Origin of the sequence: Dongia sp. (genome assembly GCF_041905885.1) — a bacterium.
Lineage (GTDB): Bacteria > Pseudomonadota > Alphaproteobacteria > Dongiales > Dongiaceae > Dongia.
The window spans coordinates 65,307-84,708 of record NZ_JAYRKD010000027.1; the positions used below are offsets into that span (position 1 = coordinate 65,307).

Consider the following 19,402-nt stretch of genomic DNA (forward strand, 5'->3'; position numbering starts at 1 on the left):
GTGGGCGCGGGTCGGAGATTCGGGTGGAGAGAATCTTCGACCCCTCACCCTTCCAAGAATCCCCGCGCGTGGGTCGCGGGGGCCTGCCGGCGGCTTTGGTCCGGTGACTCGGAGGTGAGGACGTAACATGGACATGATCTTTCAATTGATAGTTCCGGCCGTGCTGTTGCTGGTGGCCTTGATCGCCATCGGCATCGTGCTGGCCAGGCTCTATCGCCGCTCGGAGAAGGACCGCGCCTATGTGCGCACCGGCTTCGGCGGGCAGAAAGTCGTGCTGGACGGGGGTTCGCTGGTGCTCCCGGTCTTTCATTCGATCGCCTGGGTCAACCTGCAGACGCTCAGGCTCGACGTGCGTCGCGACAACGCCGAGGCGATGATCAGCAAGGACCGCATGCGGGTCGATATCGGCGTCGAGTTCTACGTCCGGGTGAAGCCGGATGCACAGTCGATCGGCCTGGCGGCGCAGACCTTGGGTGCGCGCACCAACGACGCCGCCTTGCTGCGTGAGCTGGTGGAGGCGAAGTTCGTCGATGCCTTGCGCTCGGTGGCGGCGACCATGACCTTGGCCGACCTGCAGGAGCAGCGCGCGGCCTTCGTGAAATCGGTGCAGAACACGGTCTCCAGCGATCTCGAGCTGAACGGCCTCGAGCTGGAGAGCGCGTCATTGACCAAGCTCGACCAGACCGACACCAAGTATTTCAACCCCAACAATGCCTTCGACGCGGAAGGCCTGACCGCGCTGACCAAGATCACGGAGGCCAAGCGGCAGGAGAGGAACCAGACCGTGCGCTCAGCCGAGGTCAACATCGCGCAGCAGGATCTCGACGCGCGGCAGAAGACCCTGGAGATCGAGCGCCAGAAGAAGGAGGCCGAGCTCAACCAGCAGCGCGACATCGTCAACAAGTCGGCGGCGACCCGTGCCGAATCCGCGCTGAAGGAGGCCGAGGCGCAGCGTGCCGAAGCCACGGCGAAGATCGAGGCCGAGCAGGCGATCGCCGAACGCCAGGCTTTGGCGAAGAAGGTGCAGGAATCGGCGACCATCGACGCGCAGCTGGTGATCGCGCAGAAGCAGACCGAGGCGGATCGCACCGCCGAGACCCTGCGGATCGCCAAGCAGCGTGACGTCGAGCTCGCAGACCAGGACCGCTCGATCGTGGTTGCGGCCAAGAGCCAGGAGCAGTCGGTGGCGCAGGCCAAGGCCGAAGAGGCCCGCGCCGTCGCCACCAGTGCCTTGGAATCGGTCGAGACCGCGCGCAAGGTGGCGATCGCCGAGCGTGACCGCCAGACCGCGGTGATCATGGCGCGCCAGCAGGCCGAGCAGGAGGCGACCAAGATCACGGTCGCCGCCGAGGCGGAGAAGGAAGCGGCGCAGAACACCGCGCAGGCGGTAAAGATCTCGGCGCAGGCCGAGGCGGACGCGGCGAAGATCAAGGCCGATGCCTTGGAGAAGACCTATGCCGTCGAGGCCGAAGGCCAGCGCAAGATCAACGAGGCGCGGAACGCGATGTCCGCGGCGGTGATCGAGCTGGAGATCACCAAGGAGCGGCTGCGCATCCTGCCGATCGCCTTGGCGGAAGCGGTGCGCCCCTTGGAGAAGATCGGCGAGGTGCGGATCATCGATATGGGCGGCGGGCTCGCCGGCATCACCGGTGCCGGTGGCGGCGGGAATGGCGGCGGCAAGGCGGACAGCCTGGTCGACGCGCTGCTCGCCTATCGCGCGCAGTCGCCGGTGATCGACAGCCTGCTGAAGGAGGCCGGCTTCCATGCCGACGGCAACCCGGTGCAGAGCCTGATCGCCGCCGCCAAGGCGAACACGCCGCCGGCCGAGCACCAGAACTAAACGGCCAGACTGAACAGCGCCCGGCCCGGTTTCGACCGGCCGGGCGCAACTTTTTTTGAGCAGCCAAAGCGGCGGAGACGTCCTATTCCTGTCGCATGCGGATTCTTCTCCCCCTGTTGATCCCCTTTTTGATCACGGCCGCCCTGGCGGCGAGCGTCACGCAAGCGGCGGCCGATTGCGTGGCGCCGGAAGCGCCCGTGGTCTCCGTCACCGCCGCGGAGGCGCCGCTGCAAACCAACCGGTCGCTCTCCACCCGGGCGCTGGCCGAGCGGGCCGGCGGGCTGGGTGCGAAGGGACTGGGCGCGGGCTGGCATGCGCTCGGCATGACCGAGGTTTCGCTGGAGACCGCGATCGACTACGGCTTCGACATGGTGCAAGCCGGGACCGGCGCTTGCGCCACCTTCAACAAGGTTGCGGTGACGGTGACCCTGCACCTGGTCGTGAACCTCGCCGCGGAGCTGAAACCCGGCAGCTGCGCCTATCAGGCGACCGAAGAGCATGAGCAGCAGCATGTCGATCTCGAGCGGGAGATGCTGCCGCTGCTCAAAGAGAGCATTGCCGCGGCGGTGGAAGGTGCTTCGCGGCGCGGCGCCACCGCCGGGACGATGGAGGCCGCCACCGCGGCCCTGGACCGGGAGATGAGCGGCCTGATCCAGCGCGTCCGCCAGGCTCATGCCGATCAGAAGGCCCGCCGGCATGCCGTCTTCGACACCCGCGCGGAATACAACAAGATCTCGCTGCGCTGCAGCCCCGGCGAGATCCGGGCGCTGCTGGGCTATTGAGTCAGGCGCTAGGGCGCAGCAGGGCGCGGTGCAGCAGGCCGGCCAACTGCGCCAGCGCGCAAAGCAGCATCAGGTCGATGAACATGACCAGGGGGACAAGCATGTCCCTTTTCAGATTCTGCGCATTCGCCAGGAAGCCGAAGTAGAGCAGCGCCGCGGCACCGGCCGCCAGGACCAGCGGCACGCCGGCAATGACAAGGTGCATGACCGGATCGGCGCCGGTGCGCACCAGACCGGACACCCGCACCGAATAGGATTCAGCACGGATGCCGCGCAGCAGCAGGATTCCGAAACCGGCCAGCGTGGCAACGAGGCTCAGCGCAATCACCAGATGGCTGACGCCGTAGGCGAGCCGCCGCGCCTCCCGGGTCTCCGGGGCATAGCCGCGTTCATCGCCGTCGGCCAGCAGGGCCTCGACCCGCGGCGTATGGGCGAACGCGGCGGTCAGGCCGGGCAGCTGCGCCTCTATCGCGGCGGAGAAAGTGACCGGCCAGTGCGGCGCCGCAATCGCCACCGCGATGGAGACCAAGCCTTGCAGGACAACCGCCCAGATCAGCGCCTGAGGCAGAAAGCGGGCATGGGGATCGCGCGGCAGCGGCAGCAAGGCGCGCCAACCACGCTTTCTCCTCATGCGGTCGGGCGGCGCATCTGGAAGCGCACGCTTTCCTCGACCGCGAAGTAGTCGGCCGGGCCGCCGCCGCGGGCGATCGGTTTCGCCGCCACGGTGTCGTAGACCCCGTCCACGATCAGGCGCTTGTCGATATGGATGCAGACCACCTCGCCCAAGGTCAGCCAGGAATTCACCTCTTCTCCGGCGAGGTTGGTGAGCGGAATTATCTGGGTCAGCTTGCATTCGAAGGCGACCGGGCTCAAGGCGACCCGGGGCGGCTTCACCTGGAGCGAGGGCGCTGCGTCCAGCCCGGCGCGCGCGAACTCGTCGGCGCCGTGGGGCAAGGGCGCGCTGGTCGCGTTCATCGGCTCGGCGAGATCGCGGGTGGCGAGGTTCCAGACGAATTCCTTCGTCTCCGCGATGTTCGCCACGCTGTCCTTCCAGCCGTTGGAGGAGAAACCGACGATCGGCGGCTTGTAGGTGTAGAGATTGAAGAAGCTGTAGGGCGCGAGGTTGCGCCGCCCCTGCCCGTCCAGGCTCGAGATCCAGCCGATCGGCCGCGGCACGACGATCGCATTCAAGGGATCATGGGCCAGGCCATGGCCGTGCTTCGGTTCGTAGACGTGGTAGTCTGCCAAGGTGATGATCCCTACCGTTACAGGCGCGCCTCGGCGCGCGGGAGCGACGAATGGCGGCAACCTAGCATGAACGCGCCCATTTCCTACATCGCGCGCACCCGGGATTACTACGCGGCGCTCGGTTATCCCGCGCCCTATCGCTGGGCGGCGCATGCCGAGGCGCCGTTCCAGCCGCTGCGCAAGCCGTTGCGGGAGAGCCGGGTCGCGCTGGTCACCACGGCATCGCTGAAACTGCCCGGCCGGGGCGACCAGGCGCCGGGCGCGCGCTACAACGGCCGGGCCAAGTTCGCCGCGGTCTATGCCGCGCCGATCGCGCCCGAACCGGCGCTCGGCATCAACCATGTGGCGATCGATTTCAAGCATACGACGGCCGAGGACCAGGGCAGCTTCCTTCCGCTGGCGGCGCTGAAGCGTTCCAACCGGATCGGCGGCGTGGCGGAGCATTTCCATGGCGTGCCGACCAACCGCAGCCAGCGGGTGACGCGCGATGAATACGCGCCGGTGGTGCTGGCGCAGTGCCGCGCCGACGGCGTCGATGCGGCAATCCTGGTGCCGAACTGCCCGGTCTGTCACCAGAGCCTCAGCCTGGTGGCGCGGCATCTGGAGGCGAACGGGATTCCGACCGTGGTCATGGGCGCGGCCAGGGATATCGTGGAATTGGCCGGCGTGCCGCGCTTCCTGTTCTCGGATTTCCCGCTCGGCAATGCGGCGGGGCGGCCGAACGACATCGCGTCGCAGGATCTGACGCTCAGCCTCGCGCTCGATCTCCTGGAACAGGCCACGGCGGCACGAACCACCCTGCAGTCGCCGCTGCGCTGGAGCGACGACAGCGGGTGGAAGCGCGACTACGGCAATGTCGAGGGCCTGTCGGCGGAAGCGCTGGCCGCCTTGCGCGCGGATTTCGAGGCGCAGAAGCCGGCGAAGGACGTTCAGCTGTCGTCCGGCGGATAGGTCGCCAGGAATTCCGGCCGCGGCTCGAACCTTGCGGCAAGCGCCGCGAGATTGGGGAATTGCGCGCGCGGCGCGAGATCGGGCGAGCGGAGCGCGATATAGCGCAGCAGGCAGACGGTGGTGACCTGCGCCTGGTCGAGCGGCGCGTCGGCGGGCCAGGCGAGTTCCTCGAGTGCTTCGATGGCGCCGACCGCCTGGGTCTGCAGGCGTTGGATCCATTCCGGCCATTGGTATTGCTGCGGGCGCAGCAGGCGCTCGTAGTTGGCGGCGCCGGCCTTGTCGATGGCGGCGGAAGCCAGCGCCACGCGGTGCAGCACCTGGCGGCGCGCCGGACCGGAGGGCGGGATCAGCGCCCGCGCCGGTCCGACCGTCTCATCGAGATAGTCGAGGATGACGCCGGAATCGACCAGCACCGTGCCGTCGTCCAGCACCAGCGCCGGAATGCGGCCGGTCGGGTTGGTCTTGCGGATGGAATCGAAATCGCCGAACACAGAGCGGGTGTCGTGCTCATAGGCGAAGCCGAGCACGCGGAGCGAGATCGCCACGCGGCGCACGTAAGGCGAATCGTATTGGCCGACGAGAATCATGTTTCGCGAATGCCCCCTGATGTTGGGTGGAACCTAGCATCTTCGGGCACGCCACCCTAGAATTTCAGGCGTGACGGAAATCACGCGGGGGAATGGATGCCGATCGACCCAGGGAAGGCCGTGCTCAAGGCCGTCGAGCGCGGCGATCGCACGGGGTTGCGGAAGCTGCTGAAACAGGGCGCAGCGGTGACGGCGCGCAATGCGGCGCGGGCGACGGCGTTGCTGCTGGCGGTCCGCAAGCGCGACCTCGCGGCGGTGAAGCTGCTGGTCCAGGCCGGCGCCGACGTGAATGCGCAGGACAACATCAAGGACTCGCCCTTCCTGCTGGCGGGCGCACTGGGCGATGTCGAGATCCTGAAGCTCCTGATCGCCGCCAGGCCGGGGCCGGATTTCGCCCGGGTCAATCGCTATGGCGGATCGGCGCTGATCCCGGCCTGCGAGCGCGGCCATGTCGATGCGGTGAAGCTGCTGATCAAGGCCGGCGTCCCGGTCGATCACGTGAACCGGCTGGGCTGGACCGGCCTGCTGGAGGCGATCATCCTCGCCGACGGCGGCAAGCGGCATCAGCAGATCGTGCAGGCGCTGCTGAAGGCCGGCGCCGATCCCAATCTGGCCGACAAGGACAAGGTGCGGCCGCTGCAGCATGCCAGGCAGCGCGGCTATGCCAAGATCACGGCGCTGCTGGAAGCGGCCGGTGCCCGCTGACGCTTACGCCGCGCCGGCGAGCTTCAGGCCGTTGATGAAATCGGTGACGCCGCTGAGCGCAATCTGGGTGCCGACGCAGAGCAGCAGGAAGGCGGCGAGGCGCGAGACCACCTGGGCCTTGGAGCGGCCGAGCAGCCGTTCCATCTTGTCGGCAAAGGCATAGGTGACCCAGACGATGGCGGCGACGGTCAAGGCCGCCGCCGAGGCGCCGAGCACGAAGCTCAAAGCCGCTTCTCCGGCGTAAGGCCGGTTGGAGCCGAGCGTGATGGCGACCGCGATGGTGCCGGGGCCGGTGGTGAAGGGAATGGTCAGCGGGAAGAAGGCGACGGCGTCGATGCCTTCGGCCTCGGAGGCCTGGCGCTGCTTGCGGGCCTCGGTGGTCTCCGGCGCCTGCAGCAGGCTGAAGGCATTGACCGCGACCACGACGCCGCCGGCGATGCGCAGGGCCGAGAGGCTGATGCCGAAGAAGGAGAGGACATAGGCGCCGCCCCAGAGCGCCACCAGCATGACGATCGCCGAATAGAGCGCGATCTTGCTGGCGAGCTGCACCCGCTCGGCCGAGGCGCGGCCGGCGGTGACCGTGCTGACGATGAAGGCCGAGCCCAGCGGGTTGACGATCGAGAACAGCGCCGAAAGCGCCAGCAAGTAGGTCTGGAGAGAATCGCTCATCGTGCCGTCTTGGGGCTCCGGGGTCGCGGCGGCCGTGCCTCCTTGGTAGCACGCGGCGCCGCGCGGGACCAGGAGGCTGGAGCGCGCGGTCGCGGGGAATTCGTCGCCCCTACGCAGACGCCTCGCCCTGTGCTAAGAATCCGGCGATGAATCGACCCCTTGCTCCAGAGGCCTTCAAGCCGGAACGGTTTGACAGCGCCGAGGCCGCGGTAGCGCGGCTCCATGACATCTACGACGCCAACACCGCGCGGCTGCGCGAGGCCTTCCGCGCCTATGTCGGCGGCAGCGCGCCGGCCCGGCCGGTGCGCGCCTGCTACCCTTACGTCGCGATCACGGTCTCCGGCTTCAGCCCGCGCGACACCCTGCTCTCCTATGGCTTCGTCGATCGGCCGGGCACCTTCGTGACCACGGTGACCCGGCCCGATCTCTTCCGCCACTATTACACGGAGCAGATCGACCAGCTGATCCGCAACCACCGGGTCGGGATCGAGGTCGGGGTCAGCGAGACGCCGATCCCGGTGCATTTCGCCTTCCCCGACGTGCATGTCGAGGGCGAGCTGACGCCGGAATCGCTGCAGAACTTGCGCAACCTGTTCGACCTGCCGGATCTCGCGGCGATGGACGACAACATCGTCAACGGCACCGCGGTCATCCCGCCCGGCGTGCCGCACCCGCTGGCCTTGTTCACCGCGCCGCGGGTCGACTACTCGCTGTTCCGGCTGAAGCATTACACCGCGACCTCGCCGCAGCATTTCCAGAACTTCGTGCTGTTCACCAACTACCAGTTCTACATCGACGAGTTCGTGCGGCACGCCCAGGAGCTGATGCGACAGGGCGGCGGCGAGTACCAGGCCTTCGTCGAGCCGGGCGACCGGGTGACCAGGCCCGGCGAGACCCCGCCGCCACCCTCGACCCAGCGGCTGCCGCAGATGCCGGCCTATCACCTGACCCGGCCGGGCCATTCCGGCATCACCATGGTGAATATCGGCATCGGGCCTTCCAATGCGAAGACCATCACCGACCATGTGGCGGTGTTAAGGCCGCATGCCTGGATCATGCTCGGGCATTGCGCGGGCCTGCGCAACACGCAGAAGCTCGGCGATTACGTGCTCGCCCATGCCTATGTGCGCGACGACCATGTGCTCGACGCCGATCTGCCGCTGTGGATTCCGATCCCGGCCTTGGCCGAGATCCAGGTGGCGCTGGAACGCGCGGTCAGCGAGGTGACCGGCCTTAAGGACCAGGGGCTCAAAGGCGTGATGCGCACCGGGACGGTCGCCACCATCGACAACCGCAACTGGGAGCTCCGCGACTATGCCGAGCCGGTGCAGCGCTTCAGCCAGAGCCGCGCCATCGCCCTCGACATGGAGAGCGCCACCATCGCCGCCAACGGATTCCGGTTCCGGGTGCCCTACGGCACCCTGCTCTGCGTTTCCGACAAGCCGCTGCACGGCGAATTGAAGCTGCCCGGCATGGCCGACGCCTTCTACAAGCAGCAGGTCGGCCAGCACCTGAAGATCGGCATCCGCACCATGGAGCGGCTGCGCGCCCTGGGGCTGGACAAGCTGCATTCGCGGAAGCTCCGGAGCTTCGCCGAAGTGGCGTTCCAGTAGCGTCTGGTTCCGCTGGAGCGGCCTGGCCCGCGCCTGGGCCTCCGCGCCGCCGCCCGTTTTTATCGACTTATGAATAGGTTCAATCGATAGGCCGGAATATCTGTGCGCGTGATCACACGTTACGCCATTGGATCGCTCCAGCGCCCGCCCCAACCCCGCAACGCGTTGACCGGCCCTGATTCGGGGCGCTGAGTGCCATCCTCCGTGGGGACTTGACAATGTGTATGCGTCACACATATAAATACATGCATCAGTCATACATCATGGCTGACGCAGTCAGAACGGAGGAACGTCATGGATCGCAGCAATCGTAAGGACAACCGCGTCCCGCATGGCTTGAGCTTCCTGATGTGGCCGGCCCTGCTCCGCGCCCCCTGGCTGATCGGCGATGTGATGGGCGACGGGAATGACGACCGCCTCGAGGCGGAGCGCCGCCGCCGGCGCGCCCGCTGAGTTCCGCGACAAGTTCGGGGGCTTGACGACTATGTGCTCCGCGCATATTTCCCTGGAGGGTGACGATTCCGATCCTTCGAGGGACGAGACCATGACCACGCGGCTCGAGAACCTGCTGGGCGCGTTCAGCGTCGCCGTCAACGACAGCATGGACAACGCCTTCGACGAGGCCTGCGCGGTCGGAGACAGCGCGCCGGCCGCCATGATCCTGATCCATGAGAATCCGGATACGCGGATCGAGGCGCTGGCGCGTTATCTCACCCTTAGCCATTCGGGTACGGTGCGGCTGGTCGATCGCCTCAGCCAGGCGGGCTGGGTGGCGCGCGAGACCTGCGACGACAAACGCGCGGTCGTCCTGGTGCTCACCAAGGCCGGCGCGAAGGTGGCGGAGCGCCTGCTCGAAGGCCGCCGCAAAAGTCTCGGCAAGGCGTTGAGCGGAATCAGCGCCGCGGACCGGAAGGTGCTGGAGCGGCTGCTGCCGCAGATGCTCAACAACCTGGTGACCGGCCGGGCGCAGGCGGATCACACCTGCCGCTATTGCGATTCCGGCGCCTGCGAACGGGAAGGCTGTCCGCTTCCCGATTGAACCGGGCCGATTGAGCCCAGGCCCCGAATGAACCCAGGACTGGGTTCACGCGACCAATCGAGCGATTGGCTCAACTGCCTGCACCATCCAATTGAGGCAGTGTTAATGCGCAACTTTATGCGCAAACCACATCGCACCAATTCAGCGCCCAAGGTTCGATGTGGAAGTCGGAACAACCGGCGCGGTTTCGGCGTTTCTTAAGCAGTTAACGCAACCCTTCGATGATGCGGAATCGTCACGGTTCGGCGCAATCGCGCGCAGCCCGACGCATCTCGCTTGTACGGCGTCAGGCGCGTGACTAGCTTCAAACCGGGGACGATCGGAAAGGATCGGCGGCAAAATGCCGACGGGGACAGAATCAACCATGCCTGATGCCATTGCGCCCAGCGCGGCAGCACCGGCCGCTTCGGCCGGCACCGGCATCTTCCGCGAAGCGAAGTTCAAGATCGGCGACGTTGTGAAGCACCGGGTATTCCCGTTCCGCGGCGTCGTGTTCGACGTCGACCCGGTGTTCGACAACACCGAGGAATGGCTCGCCTCGATCCCCGAAGACGTGCGCCCGCACAAGGACCAGCCGTTCTATCACCTGCTGGCCGAGAACGCGGAGACCACCTACGTCGCCTATGTCTCGGAGCAGAACCTGCTGGCCGACGACAGCGGCGAGCCCTGCCGCCACCCGCTGCTGCGCGAGATGTTCAGCAGCCCGAAGCGCGGCACCTATCGCATGAAGGCGATGAAGCCGAACTGACCGAGTCGACTCGCGTTTCGCTCCTGCTGTCCGCTGCGCTGCAATGCGGCCTGAATAGCCGGTAATTCACAGCAAAGCGGATGGCGAATGTGAATTGCGCGGGAAAAGTGATGCGCGCGCGCCACGGTTCCCTGCAAAATTCAGCATATTTGGCGCGATTTCCTTGACGTTAACCAGCACACGCGTAGCTTCCTTCGCAGGGGAGAATTGCAACGACGACTGAGGACTCGATGCGCGCGTCGTTTCCGGTGCTGCGCTGCTGCGGCGACATCCTGATCGGCCTACTGGTGCTGGCGACGGCCTGGGGCCTCGGCTTCGGCCTGCTGCGCATCCTGCCGGAATTTCTCTCGGCCTTCCTCAACTACACCGGCACGCTCGGGATCCTGATCGCGCTCGGCATCGTGGTGCCGCCGGCGACGCTGGTCATCCTCGGCAAGACCCGAAAGCGCATCGGCCTCACTTTGAGCCCGGTCTTCGCCGCGACCCTCGCGGCCGTGGGCTTCCTCGCGGCCGGCTATCTGCAGATGCTCGAGGTTCGCGAGCTGGAGCAACGCGCCTTCCTGAAGCCGGAGGCGCAGCACGACGTCCTGGTACTGCCCTCTTCCGGATGCGACATCGATTGCATGAAGGTGCTGACCCAGACCAGCTATTCCGTCGCCGGCTATGCCGCTTCCTCGACCGACCAGATGGTGCTCTATCGCAAGGCCAGCGGTGACGTCTGCTATCAGAAAGACAACGTCGCCATGCTGATCAAGTTCACCCGCGCCGGCTATGCCGGGGTCTGCACGACGCAGAGCCCGATCACCGATCTCAGCGACGCCTTGATCCTGGAGCGGCAGGTCGGGCGCGGCAATCATCCGGAGCTCAACCTGCCCAGCTGGTATGACGGCGCGTTCTACAGCTTCATCGAGCGCAACAACGGCAAGGACCGGCTGCTCGGCCGCTGGGCCGATGGCAAGGTGAAGGCGCTGACCGAGTTTCCGGTCGGACCGCGGTTCGAGGAGCTCGACTTCTATGGCGCCGCGCTCGGCGTGCATTTCCCGAAGGAAAAGGTCTTCGGCAAGGACGACCTGGTGGCGCGGGTTGAGAAGCTGCGGCCCATCCTGAAGTCGCCGGACGTCCAGCCCGAGGTGGTCTGGGCCTATGGCGACCTGCTAAATGAGCTGCGCAACAGCCGGCCCGCCGTCCAAGAACCGATCGCCGCGCCCGTCGCCGCACCGGGCGAGCCGAGTGCGGCGCCGGCACCGGAGCTGCAGCCGATCAAGGCCTCCGCCACCGTCACGAACTGACCCCTTCCGCATTCTCGGACGGCGCCATCGAGCGCGCTTGACTCTGGAATAAAATGAGAACATTATGGGTACATAATTAATACAGAGGGTGAGTTTTGCGATGTTTCGCATGCAGTCCACGGGGACCGGGATCCACAAAGTCATCCATCAGATCGGCGAAGGTGCCGTTTTCGGCGCGCTGATCACCCTCATTCTCTGGGCGCCGCATTTCGTCGCCTCCTAAGGGGTCGACGTTCCGAAATTGCAGGACACCCGGCACTGAGCCCCCTATCTATGCGGCAGTGACTCGCCGAGGGGACGCATGCCGGGTGACCAGGAATCGAACAGATCGACCGCATTGCCGGTGCCGCTGCAGGCATTGCGCGATTTTGTGAGGCTCGAGAGCGCCGGCGGCATCCTGCTGCTGATCGCCGCGGCGCTGGCGCTGGTGATCAGCAATTCGCCGCTGGCCTGGCTCTATGAAGGGCTGCTGGAGCTGGACCTCGGCGTCACACTCGGCACCTTCGCCTTCCAGAAGACACTGATCCATTGGATCAACGACGGCCTGATGGCGGTGTTCTTCTTCCTGGTCGGGCTGGAGATCAAGCGCGAGGTCCTGGAAGGCGAGCTCTCCAGCGCGCGCCAGGTGGCGCTGCCGGGGCTCTGCGCCCTGGGCGGGATGGCGATGCCGGCGCTGGTCTATCTCGCCTTCAACTGGACGGTCCCGGAGAACCACGCCGGCTGGGCGATCCCGGCCGCGACCGACATCGCCTTTGCCGTGGGCGTGATGGCGCTGCTCGGCGGGCGCATCCCCGAGGGCCTGAAGATCTTTCTGCTGGCGCTGGCGATCATCGACGATCTCGGCGCGATCGTGATCATCGCGATCTTCTACACCGCGGATCTCTCGCTGATCTCGCTCGGCCTGGCGGCGCTCGGGATTCTGGGGCTGGCCGTGCTGAACCGGCTTGGCGTCCTGAAGCTCGCCCCCTATGTCCTGGTCGGCATCTTCATCTGGATCTGCGTGCTGAAATCCGGGGTGCATGCCACGCTGGCCGGCGTCGCCATCGCCTTTGCCATTCCGCTCAGAGTTGCGGGGCCGCGCGAGCAGACGCCGCTGCGGCGCTGCGAGCACGCGCTGCATCCCTGGGTCACCTTCGGGATCATGCCGGTCTTCGCCTTCGCCAATGCCGGCGTGCCGCTGGGCGGCGGGATCGGGCTCCAGGCCTTCCTGCAGCCGATCGGCCTCGGCATCGCCGGCGGCCTCTTCATCGGCAAGCAGCTGGGCGTGATGCTGGTGGCGGTGCTCGGCGTGGCCCTGGGCCTGTTCCGCCTGCCGGAGCGGGTCACCTGGGCGCAGATGTACGGCGCAAGCGTCTTGACCGGGATCGGCTTCACCATGAGCCTGTTCATCGGCACCCTGGCCTTCAGCGGGCCGGAAACCGCGGCTTCGCTGCGGCTCGGCGTGCTGACGGGCTCGATCCTGTCAGCGGTGTTCGGCTATCTGGTGCTGCGGCTGGCGCCGCGGGCCGCACCTCCAGGCGCTATTTCAGGCTGAGTGCCCCGCTGACGCTCTTGGCAAAAGCGGAGACCGGGACCGCGGTCGCGATCGGGTTCTTGTCGGTGCCGGCGATGGCGTTGTGGATGCCGATGATCTCGGCCTGGCCGTCCTGGATCAGCAGCAATGGTGCGCCGGAGACACCGAAGGTCACGTCGCAGCGATGCTTCAGCAGCTTGAAGTCGGTCGCTTCGCCGAGCAACTGGCAGCCCTGGTCGCGCATCAGCTGCTCGCCGTAATCCACGGCATAGCCCGCGACATTCAGCTCGCCGGACTTCGCCGCGGCCATGGTGTCTTCCAGCGAGCGCTTGGTCAGCGGGATCGGCTTCACATCGAGCGGTTGCTCGAGCTCGATGATCGCCCAATCGCGCGCTATCTCCGTGAGTTCGTTGCGGCGGTTGGGGTTGTAGCCGGGCGCGATGGTGAAGCGTTGCGCCTTGCTGTGGGCGGCATACTTCCCACGCCGGTAGCCGGCGACGAAATGCACCTCGACCGGCAAGGCCCAGCGCTGGGTCGTGGTGTTGAACAGGCAATGCGCGGCGGTCAGCACCTGGCGCGCGCCGATTAGCGCCGCGGTGCAATGGCCGCCGATCTCGCGGTTCAGGCGGCCGATGGCGATCCAGGGCCATTGCGTGGAATCCGCCGGCACCCGGTTGTCGACGCCGACGATGCCGATCCGCAGCGTCGATCGCGCGGCAGCGGCCGGCGCCGCGGTCGGCGCCAGCCCGGTCGCCGCGGGATCGGCGAAGGCCGGAAGCGCAAGACCGAGCGCCAGCAGGAAAGCGGCGCTAGCCCGCCAGAAAGGCATTCTGGACCACCACGCCGATCAGCGCGGCAAGGGCGAAGGCGGAGATGCCGAACAATGCCAGCAGCAAGGTGCTCAGGCGATCGGTCGGGCGCAGCTGGCGGTCGGCGGCGATGCGCTTGGGGCTGCGCATGTCCTTGCCGACCAGGAGGACGAGATAGGAGCGGCCGAGCAGCGGCAGGCGCATGCCGAAGCGCGCATCGATCGGATGGCGCCGGGCGCGGGCCGAGCTCGCGGCGTTGCGGATCGCGGCGACCTGCTCGGTCGAGAGGCTGTGCAGGATGTCCGGCGGCAGGCGCCGCAGCACGACTTCGCCGCGCACATCATCCATCAGCATGGCCAGGCTCCTTTGCGCGCGAAAGCGTCGCTTCAAGTCGAGCCTGAATTTCGCAACAGATGTTTAATGGAGGGTGAACAAACGACGGGAAAAACCGTCGCATCGACAGGCACTTAGAGCGAACGGGCGGGCATTATCGATGGTTCGGTAACTGGCGGATGCAGGCGCCTTAAGCTAGTCTTTACCCTGTTCATGCCGAAAATCCCTGGAATTCCGCGACCCGGCTGCCACCGCGTTTCCAACCTTTCGCATCACAGTCCCCAGCGAGCCGATCATGCGAGCCGAAAACCTGAAGACGAAATTCATCGACGACATCCTGCGCTTCGTCGGTGAGCGCATCGAGCGACCGCGCCAGAAGGCGGTCGAAGACTTCATCCGCGCCTTCTACGCCAATGTCGCCGCCGACGACATCGCGGGCGAGGCGCCGGAGGACCTGTTCTCGGCCGCACTCTCGCTGTTCAACTTCGCGCAGAAGCGCACGCCCGGCTCGCCCAAGGTGCGAGTCTTCAACCCCGAGGTCGAGGAGCACGGCTGGAAGAGCCCGCACACGATCATCGACGTGGTCAACGACGACATGCCGTTCCTGGTCGATTCGGTGACCGCGGAATTGAATCGCCAGGACATGGCGGTGCATCTGGTCATCCACCCGATCATGCGGATCGAGCGCGACGCCTCCGGCAAGCTGCTCTCGATCGGCAAGGCCGAGGCGCCGGCGGAATCGGTGATGCAGCTCCGGGTCGCGCAGGCCGCGAGCGGCGCGCGCATGGAAGAAGTGAAGGCGCGGATCGAGGCGGTGCTCAGCGACGTGCGTGCGGCGGTGGCCGACTGGCAGGCGATGCTCGCCGAGCTGATGCACGCGATCGACGACGTCGCCTCCATGCCGGCCGGCGTCGACAAGGCGGAGAGCGAGGAAGCGCTCGCCTTCCTGAAATGGGTCGCCGACAACCACTTCACCTTCCTCGGCTATCGCGAATACGCGCTGGCCGGCAGCGGCAAGGATGCCAGCTACAGCATCACCGACGGGCCGTCGCTCGGCGTCTTGAAGGATTTCAACACCCGGGTGTTCGAAGGCATCCGCAACCGCAAGGACGCGCCGCCGGAGATCCGCAGCTTCATCAACCAACCCAAGCCCCTACTGGTCACCAAGGCGAGCTTGCGATCCACCGTGCACCGCGACGCGCCGATGGATGCGATCGGCATCAAGCGCTTCGACAAGAAGGGCAAGGTGATCGGCGAGCGGCTGTTCGTCGGCCTGTTCACCTCGGTCGCCTACAGCCGCAGCCCCTGGGACATCCCGCTGCTCCGCCACAAGGTGGCGCTGGTCGCGAAGCGCGCCGGCTTCAACAAGAACAGCCACGACGAGAAGGCGCTGGAGCATATCCTCGAGACCTTCCCGCGCGACGAGCTGTTCCAGGCGACCGAGGACGAGCTCTACGACATTGCGATCGGCATCCTCAATCTGCAGGAGCGCCAGCGGGTCGCCCTGTTCGTGCGCCGCGATCCTTACGAGCGCTTCATCTCCTGCTTCGTCTATCTGCCGCGCGACCGGATGACCACCGACATAAGGCTGACCATCCAGGAGATCCTGGCGCGGGCCTTCAACGGCAAGGTCTCGACCTACTATACGCATATGGATGACGGGCCACTCGCCAGACTGAACGTGATCGTCGCCACCACGCCGGGCGAGATCCCGGCGGTCAATCTCAAGGAGATCGAGACCCAGATCGCCGATGCCTGCCGTTCCTGGCGCGACCGGATGAAAGAGGCCCTGGTCGAGATCAAGGGCGAGGCCACCGGACTCGCACTGCTGAAACGCTATCAGGAGGCCTTCCCCCTGGGCTTCCAGGAGCAGTTCGGCGCGCGGGCGGCGGTCGCCGACATCGAGCGCGTCGAGCAGGCTCTCAAGGCCACCACGCCGCCGATCAACCTCTATCGTCCGGTCGAGGCGGCGGGCAACGCGCTGCACCTGAAGCTCTATCGCGCAACCGAGAAGATCGCGCTGTCGAACGTGCTGCCCTCGCTGGAGAATTTCGGCCTCAGGGTGATCAGCGAGAATGCCTATGCGGTCGAGCCGGCCGGCATGGACGAGCCGGTCTGGATCCATGACTTCGCCATGGTGACCGCCGACGGCGCCGAGATCGACGTCGCCGAGCTCCGCGATCGTTTCCAGGACGCCTATGCGCGGATCTGGACCGCCGAGCTCGAGGACGACGGCTTCAACCGGCTGGTGCTGACGGCGGGGCTCGCCTGGCGCGACGTGGCTTTGATCCGCGCCTATTGCAAATATCTGCGGCAGGCGGCGATCGCCTTCAGCCAGGCCTACATGGAGGCGACGCTCTGCGGCAATCCGAAGATCACCCAGGCGATCGTGCGGCTGTTCCATCTCAGGAACGATCCCGCCTTCACCGGTGACCGGGTGGCCGGCACCGCGAAGATCAACGCCGAGATCGAGCAGATGCTGGAAGGCGTCAGCAATCTCGACGATGACCGCATCCTGCGCCGCTACGTCAACGCGGTGGTCAATACCTTGCGCACCAACTTCTTCCAGCCGCCGGCCAATGGCGGCGTGAAGGAATACATCTCCTTCAAGCTGGATTCCCAGAAGCTGGACGAGCTGCCGCTGCCGCGGCCGCTGGTCGAGGTCTTCGTCTACGCGCCGCATGCCGAGGCCGTGCATCTCCGTGGCGGGAAGGTCGCGCGCGGCGGCATCCGCTGGTCCGACCGCAAGGAGGATTTCCGCACCGAGGTGCTGGGCCTGATGAAGGCGCAGATGGTGAAGAACGCGGTCATCGTGCCGGTCGGCTCCAAGGGCGGCTTCGTGGTGAAGCGGCCGCCGGTCAACGCGGATCGCGAGACCATGCAGGCGGAGGTGATCCGCTGCTATCAGACCCTGATGAAGGGATTGCTCGATCTCACCGATAACCTGGTCGGCGGCAAGGTGGTGCCGCCGCCGCAGGTGGTGCGCCACGACGAGGACGATCCCTATCTCGTGGTCGCGGCCGACAAGGGCACCGCGACCTTCTCCGACATCGCGAACGCGGTCAGCCGCGCCTATGGCTTCTGGCTGGACGATGCCTTTGCCTCGGGTGGTTCGGCCGGCTACGACCACAAGAAGATGGGCATCACCGCCCGCGGCGCCTGGGAGAATGTGAAGCGGCATTTCCGCGAGCTCGGGACCGACATCCAGACGCAGCCCTTCACCTGCGTCGGCGTCGGCGACATGTCGGGCGACGTGTTCGGCAACGGCATGCTCTGCTCGGGCGAAACGCGGCTGATCGCCGCCTTCAACCACATGCATATCTTCATCGATCCCAACCCGGACCCGAAGGCGAGCTTCGCCGAGCGCAAGCGGATGTTCGACCTGCCCCGCTCGACCTGGGCGGATTACGACGCGAAGCTGATCTCCCAAGGCGGCGGCATCTACGAGCGGCGCGCCAAGTCGATCAAGCTCTCCGCAGAAGCGCAGAAGGCGATCGGGCTCATGAAGGAGCAGGTGACGCCGAACGAGGTGATCAAGGCGATCCTGGTCGCCGAGGTCGATCTCTTGTTCCTCGGCGGCATCGGCACCTATGTGAAAGCGACCGACGAGACCCATCTCGAGGTCGGCGACCGCGCCAATGACGCGATCCGCATCAACGGCAACCAGGTCAAGGCCAAGGTGATCGGCGAGGGCGCCAACCTCGGCTTCACCCAGAGGGGCCGGATCGAGGCAGCGCTCCATGGTCGGAAGCTCAATACCGACGCGCTCGACAATTCGGCCGGCGTCGACACCTCGGACCATGAGGTCAACATCAAGATCCTCTTGAACGAGTCGGTCGCCAACGGCGACCTCACCATGAAGCAGCGCGACAAGTTGCTGGCCTCGATGACCGACGACGTCGCGAAGCTGGTGCTGCGGCACAACTACCTGCAGTCCCAGGCCCTGTCGGTGGCGGAGAACCTGAGCTTCACCTTGCTCGACCAGCAGAACCGCTTCATGCGGGCGCTGGAGCGCGCCGGCAAGCTCGACCGCGCGATCGAGTTCCTGCCCGACGACGAGATCATGCGCGAGCGGCTGGCCCAGCGGATCGGCCTGACCAGGCCGGAGCTGGCGGTGCTGCTGGCCTATTCCAAGACCACGCTCTATGACGAGCTGCTGCCCTCGGATCTCCCCGACGATCCGCGGCTGGTGCAGGATCTCTACGACTACTTCCCGCCGGCGCTGAAGTCGGAATTCCGGCCGCAGATCGAGAAGCATCGCCTGCGCCGGGAGATCATCGCGACGCTGGTCACCAACTCGCTGGTGAACCGAGTGGGATCGACCTTCGTTCATGTGATCCGCGAGAAGACCGGCCAGCCCGCGAATGCCGTGGCGCGCGCCTATGCCATCGTGCGCGAGACCTTCCGCTTCCGCGAGCTCTGGTCGGCGATCGAGGCCTTGGACAACAAGGTCGATGCCAAGACCCAGACCGAGATGCTGATCGAGATCAACCGGCTCGCCGAGCCGGCGACGTCATGGTTCCTCAGGAACGGCGCGCATCCGCTCGACGTCTCGGCACTGCTGGCCGAGGCCCAGCCGGGCATCACCGCGCTCGAAGCCGCGATGTATGAGCTGATCTCGGAATCCGACCGGACCGACATGGACCAGTACCGGGCGGCGCTGATGGAGAAAGGCGTGCCGCAGGATCTCGCGGTCCGGATCGCCAACCTGCCGCAGCTCTGGTCCTCGCTGGACATCGTGCGGATCGCCACCAAGGCCAAGATCAGGGTCGAGGCGGCGGCAGCGGTCTACTACGAGATCGGCACGGTGTTCTGCCTCGACTGGCTGCGCGAGGGTGCCCGCAAACTGATCGGCGACAACCATTGGGACCGGCTCGCGGTCTTCGCCATCATCGACGACCTGTACGGCCATCAGCGCGATCTGACGGCCGCGGTGCTGGCGGATCAGAAGGGCAAGCCCGCCAAGGAGGCGATCGAAGCCTGGCGCGCCGGGCGTGCCGTGACGGCGCAACGCATCGACCAGCTGTTCGCGGACTTGCGGCAGGTCGGCAAGATCGAGCTCTCGATGCTGGCAGTGGCCAACCGGGCGCTCCGGAGCGTGATGGAGTGACGAGGCATCTATAGCCTCGTCATCCTCCGCGAAGGCGGAGGATCCATATGTGGACGGCCCCCGTGTTGCAAGATAGGGCGGCTTTGAATCGGATCGATTGCGTCCATATGTCCGGCCTGTTTGGTGCGGTCGCGATTGACCGCTGGCCGAGATGGCGTCCGCGACG

At 66.3% G+C, this 19,402-nt stretch carries 17 protein-coding genes; 11 read left to right on the top strand and 6 right to left on the bottom strand.

All coding sequences use genetic code 11. The annotated features are described in order from the left end of the window. Positions 1-127 precede the first annotated feature (127 nt). Positions 128-1,840: a flotillin family protein gene (locus tag ACH2CY_RS22330; protein WP_395021833.1), complete on the top strand. Its 1,713-nt coding sequence runs from the start codon at positions 128-130 to the stop codon at positions 1,838-1,840. A gap of 128 nt (positions 1,841-1,968) precedes the next feature. After that, positions 1,969-2,622 (top strand): hypothetical protein, encoded by a 654-nt coding sequence (locus ACH2CY_RS22335; RefSeq protein WP_395021834.1) that lies wholly within the window; start codon positions 1,969-1,971, stop codon positions 2,620-2,622. A gap of 1 nt (position 2,623) precedes the next feature. Here the strand turns inward: ACH2CY_RS22335 and ACH2CY_RS22340 are convergent, their stop codons facing one another. Then, positions 2,624-3,226 (bottom strand): hypothetical protein, encoded by a 603-nt coding sequence (locus ACH2CY_RS22340; protein WP_395021835.1) that lies wholly within the window; start codon positions 3,224-3,226, stop codon positions 2,624-2,626. A 23-nt stretch (positions 3,227-3,249) separates the two neighbouring features. Further along, the gene (locus ACH2CY_RS22345) at positions 3,250-3,870 is read right to left on the bottom strand and encodes a flavin reductase family protein (protein ID WP_395021836.1); all 621 of its coding nucleotides are present in this window, start codon (positions 3,868-3,870) and stop codon (positions 3,250-3,252) included. A 66-nt stretch (positions 3,871-3,936) separates the two neighbouring features. On the opposite strand from ACH2CY_RS22345, the gene ACH2CY_RS22350 reads away from it, so the two are divergent. Continuing rightward, positions 3,937-4,821, top strand: coding sequence for a hypothetical protein (locus ACH2CY_RS22350; RefSeq protein ID WP_395021837.1), 885 nt, complete (start codon positions 3,937-3,939; stop codon positions 4,819-4,821). Here ACH2CY_RS22350 and ACH2CY_RS22355 read toward each other — a convergent pair. Then, complete coding sequence (locus tag ACH2CY_RS22355) at positions 4,800-5,408, bottom strand: glutathione S-transferase family protein (RefSeq protein ID WP_395021839.1); 609 nt, start codon at positions 5,406-5,408, stop codon at positions 4,800-4,802. The genes ACH2CY_RS22350 and ACH2CY_RS22355 overlap by 22 nt on opposite strands. Before the next feature lie 96 nt (positions 5,409-5,504). On the opposite strand from ACH2CY_RS22355, the gene ACH2CY_RS22360 reads away from it, so the two are divergent. After that, positions 5,505-6,113 (top strand): ankyrin repeat domain-containing protein, encoded by a 609-nt coding sequence (locus tag ACH2CY_RS22360; RefSeq protein WP_395021840.1) that lies wholly within the window; start codon positions 5,505-5,507, stop codon positions 6,111-6,113. Between the two features lie 3 nt (positions 6,114-6,116). Here the strand turns inward: ACH2CY_RS22360 and ACH2CY_RS22365 are convergent, their stop codons facing one another. Further along, positions 6,117-6,782 (bottom strand): MarC family protein, encoded by a 666-nt coding sequence (locus ACH2CY_RS22365; protein ID WP_395021841.1) that lies wholly within the window; start codon positions 6,780-6,782, stop codon positions 6,117-6,119. Positions 6,783-6,928: 146 nt separating this feature from the next. On the opposite strand from ACH2CY_RS22365, the gene ACH2CY_RS22370 reads away from it, so the two are divergent. From ACH2CY_RS22370 to nhaA, 6 genes are all read left to right on the top strand, one after another. Next, positions 6,929-8,395: an AMP nucleosidase gene (locus tag ACH2CY_RS22370; protein WP_395021844.1), complete on the top strand. Its 1,467-nt coding sequence runs from the start codon at positions 6,929-6,931 to the stop codon at positions 8,393-8,395. A gap of 294 nt (positions 8,396-8,689) precedes the next feature. Further along, complete coding sequence (locus ACH2CY_RS22375) at positions 8,690-8,848, top strand: hypothetical protein (RefSeq protein ID WP_395021845.1); 159 nt, start codon at positions 8,690-8,692, stop codon at positions 8,846-8,848. A 91-nt stretch (positions 8,849-8,939) separates the two neighbouring features. Then, positions 8,940-9,434, top strand: coding sequence for a MarR family winged helix-turn-helix transcriptional regulator (locus ACH2CY_RS22380; RefSeq protein ID WP_395021846.1), 495 nt, complete (start codon positions 8,940-8,942; stop codon positions 9,432-9,434). Between the two features lie 364 nt (positions 9,435-9,798). Further along, the gene (hspQ, locus tag ACH2CY_RS22385; protein ID WP_395021848.1) at positions 9,799-10,182 is read left to right on the top strand and encodes a heat shock protein HspQ; all 384 of its coding nucleotides are present in this window, start codon (positions 9,799-9,801) and stop codon (positions 10,180-10,182) included. Between the two features lie 230 nt (positions 10,183-10,412). Beyond that, complete coding sequence (locus tag ACH2CY_RS22390) at positions 10,413-11,471, top strand: hypothetical protein (protein ID WP_395021850.1); 1,059 nt, start codon at positions 10,413-10,415, stop codon at positions 11,469-11,471. A 343-nt stretch (positions 11,472-11,814) separates the two neighbouring features. After that, positions 11,815-13,005, top strand: a complete 1,191-nt coding sequence (gene nhaA, locus ACH2CY_RS22395; RefSeq protein WP_395021854.1) for a Na+/H+ antiporter NhaA — start codon at positions 11,815-11,817, stop codon at positions 13,003-13,005. On the opposite strand, the gene ACH2CY_RS22400 is transcribed toward nhaA, so the two are convergent. Together ACH2CY_RS22400 and ACH2CY_RS22405 are read right to left on the bottom strand one after the other, a co-directional pair. Beyond that, positions 12,992-13,813 carry a trypsin-like serine peptidase gene (locus tag ACH2CY_RS22400; protein WP_395021851.1) on the bottom strand — a complete coding sequence of 274 codons (822 nt, stop codon included), beginning with the start codon at positions 13,811-13,813 and terminating at the stop codon, positions 12,992-12,994. The genes nhaA and ACH2CY_RS22400 overlap by 14 nt on opposite strands. Next, positions 13,794-14,147 (bottom strand): hypothetical protein, encoded by a 354-nt coding sequence (locus ACH2CY_RS22405; RefSeq protein WP_395021852.1) that lies wholly within the window; start codon positions 14,145-14,147, stop codon positions 13,794-13,796. The genes ACH2CY_RS22400 and ACH2CY_RS22405 overlap by 20 nt, the downstream gene beginning before the upstream one ends. A 274-nt stretch (positions 14,148-14,421) precedes the next feature. Here ACH2CY_RS22405 and ACH2CY_RS22410 point away from each other — a divergent pair, with 274 nt between their 5' ends. Next, entirely contained in the window at positions 14,422-19,236 is a 4,815-nt protein-coding gene (locus tag ACH2CY_RS22410) for an NAD-glutamate dehydrogenase (RefSeq protein ID WP_395021853.1), read from the top strand. Positions 19,237-19,402: the final 166 nt, after the last annotated feature.

What these genes read in the sequence shown, in the direction of transcription:
- ACH2CY_RS22330 (WP_395021833.1), top strand. Translation starts at nt 128, where the DNA reads ATGGACATGATCTTTCAATTGATAGTTCCGGCCGTGCTGTTGCTGGTG.
- ACH2CY_RS22350 (WP_395021837.1), top strand. Translation starts at nt 3,937, where the DNA reads ATGAACGCGCCCATTTCCTACATCGCGCGCACCCGGGATTACTACGCG.
- ACH2CY_RS22355 (WP_395021839.1), bottom strand. Translation starts at nt 5,408, where the DNA reads ATGATTCTCGTCGGCCAATACGATTCGCCTTACGTGCGCCGCGTGGCG.
- ACH2CY_RS22360 (WP_395021840.1), top strand. Translation starts at nt 5,505, where the DNA reads ATGCCGATCGACCCAGGGAAGGCCGTGCTCAAGGCCGTCGAGCGCGGC.
- ACH2CY_RS22365 (WP_395021841.1), bottom strand. Translation starts at nt 6,782, where the DNA reads ATGAGCGATTCTCTCCAGACCTACTTGCTGGCGCTTTCGGCGCTGTTC.
- ACH2CY_RS22370 (WP_395021844.1), top strand. Translation starts at nt 6,929, where the DNA reads ATGAATCGACCCCTTGCTCCAGAGGCCTTCAAGCCGGAACGGTTTGAC.
- ACH2CY_RS22375 (WP_395021845.1), top strand. Translation starts at nt 8,690, where the DNA reads ATGGATCGCAGCAATCGTAAGGACAACCGCGTCCCGCATGGCTTGAGC.
- ACH2CY_RS22380 (WP_395021846.1), top strand. Translation starts at nt 8,940, where the DNA reads ATGACCACGCGGCTCGAGAACCTGCTGGGCGCGTTCAGCGTCGCCGTC.
- hspQ (WP_395021848.1), top strand. Translation starts at nt 9,799, where the DNA reads ATGCCTGATGCCATTGCGCCCAGCGCGGCAGCACCGGCCGCTTCGGCC.
- ACH2CY_RS22390 (WP_395021850.1), top strand. Translation starts at nt 10,413, where the DNA reads ATGCGCGCGTCGTTTCCGGTGCTGCGCTGCTGCGGCGACATCCTGATC.
- ACH2CY_RS22400 (WP_395021851.1), bottom strand. Translation starts at nt 13,813, where the DNA reads ATGCCTTTCTGGCGGGCTAGCGCCGCTTTCCTGCTGGCGCTCGGTCTT.
- ACH2CY_RS22405 (WP_395021852.1), bottom strand. Translation starts at nt 14,147, where the DNA reads ATGCTGATGGATGATGTGCGCGGCGAAGTCGTGCTGCGGCGCCTGCCG.
- ACH2CY_RS22410 (WP_395021853.1), top strand. Translation starts at nt 14,422, where the DNA reads ATGCGAGCCGAAAACCTGAAGACGAAATTCATCGACGACATCCTGCGC.